At 57.5% G+C, this 2,044-nt stretch carries 1 protein-coding gene and 1 pseudogene; one reads left to right on the top strand and one right to left on the bottom strand.

The window, feature by feature from the left end:
* The coding region (locus AC1DRJ_RS25560) for a carboxy terminal-processing peptidase (RefSeq protein ID WP_477804607.1) at nucleotides 1-1,785 on the top strand (1,785 nt) is incomplete at its 5' end.
* 186 nt (nucleotides 1,786-1,971) lie between these two features.
* Here the strand turns inward: AC1DRJ_RS25560 and AC1DRJ_RS25555 are convergent.
* Nucleotides 1,972-2,044 (bottom strand): annotated as a pseudogene (locus AC1DRJ_RS25555) (short-chain dehydrogenase); the annotation flags it as partial.

Raw genomic sequence — 2,044 nt, 5'->3', positions numbered from 1 at the left:
GACGATTTCCTCAAAAGCGGCGACCTGAACGCCGGGTTCACCATCTACAAGCGCTACCTTGACCGCGTCAAGGCGCGTCTGGACTTCGCCCTTGCCGAATTGAACAAAGGCGTCGACAAGATCGACTTCACCGCCAAGGAAACCTTGCTGGTCGACCGCAAGGATGCCCCTTGGCTCAAATCCACCGCTGAACTCAACGACCTATGGCGTAAACGCGTCAAGGACGAAGTGCTGCGGCAGAAGATCGCGGGCAAGGATTCCAAGCAGATTCAGGAAACCTTGATCAAGCGTTACAAGAACCAGTTGGCGCGCTTGGACCAGACCCGCGCGGAAGACATCTTCCAGGCGTACATCAACACCTTCGCGATGTCCTACGACCCGCACACCAACTATCTGTCGCCGGATAACGCGGAAAACTTCGACATCAATATGAGCCTGTCCCTGGAAGGCATTGGCGCCGTATTGCAGAGCGACAACGACCAGGTAAAAGTCGTGCGTCTGGTGCCTGCCGGCCCGGCCGACAAGACCAAATTGGTTGCACCCGCCGACAAGATCATCGGCGTTGCCCAAGGCAACAAAGAGATGGTCGACGTGGTCGGCTGGCGCCTGGACGAAGTGGTCAAGCTGATCCGTGGTCCGAAAGGCACCGTGGTGCGCCTGGAAGTCATTCCGGCCAGCAATGCGCCGAACGACCAGACCAGCAAAATCGTGCCGATCACCCGCGAAGCGGTGAAGCTTGAAGACCAGGCGGTGAAGAAGTCGGTCCTCAACCTGAAACAGGATGGCAAGGACTACAAGCTCGGCGTCATCGAGATTCYGGCCTTCTACCTCGACTTCAAGGCTTTCCGTGCCGGCGACCCGGACTACAAGAGCACCACCCGCGACGTCAAGAAACTGCTGACCGAATTGCAGAAAGACAAGGTCGACGGCGTGGTCATCGACCTGCGCAACAACGGCGGCGGTTCCTTGCAGGAAGCCACCGAGCTGACCAGTCTGTTCATCGACAAGGGTCCTACGGTTCTGGTGCGTAACGCCGACGGCCGCGTCGATGTTCTGGAAGATGAAAACCCTGGCGCCTTCTACAAAGGCCCGATGGCATTGCTGGTCAACCGCTTGTCCGCCTCGGCTTCGGAGATTTTTGCCGGCGCGATGCAGGATTACCACCGCGCGTTGATCATCGGTGGCCAGACTTTCGGCAAAGGCACCGTGCAGACCATTCAGCCGCTGAACCATGGCGAACTGAAACTGACCCTGGCCAAGTTCTACCGGGTTTCCGGCCAGAGCACCCAGCATCAGGGCGTACTGCCAGACATCGATTACCCGTCGATCATCGACACCAAGGAAATCGGCGAAAGCGCCCTGCCGGAAGCCATGCCGTGGGACACCATCAAGCCGGCCATCAAGCCTGCGGTTGATCCGTTCAAGCCCTACATCACGCAGCTCAAGTCCGAGCATGAAGCACGCTCGGCCAAAGACGCGGAGTTCGTGTTTATCCGCGACAAGCTGGCCTTGGCACAGAAGCTGATGGATGAAAAAACCGTCAGCCTCAACGAAGTCGAACGTCGGGCGCAGCACACCGACATCGAAACCAAACAGCTGGTGATGGAAAACATCCGTCGCAAGGCCAAAGGCGAAGAGCCGCTCAAAGAGCTAAAGAAAGAAGACGAAGATGCCATCGCGGCCGAGCCGGACAAGACCAAGCCAGAAGACGACGCTTACCTGAGCGAGGCCGGTCGGATTCTGCTGGACTACCTGAAACTCAACACTGCGGTCGCCAAGCACTAAGCGGTTGGCAAATTAATACTGGCGCTCTCCGGAGCGTTATTAAAGAGCCATCATACTGTCGTGAAACAAGGGACTGGGAGCAACTCTTCAACAAGAGTCTGCTCCCAGTCCTTTTTTATCGCCCAGAGATTGCCAAATATGATCGTTCCCACGCTCCGCGTGGGAACGATCAAAAGCAGCTAGCCGCTACTCTGAGGGGCTTGCCCGCAACCGCCGCCCAATCACATCCAGCACATCACAGCCATCCCGCAACGGGATG

This window comes from Pseudomonas sp. P5_B2 (assembly GCF_056400445.1).
Note: the sequence above shows the minus strand (reverse complement) of the source record. Positions and strands in the feature narration are given on the sequence as shown.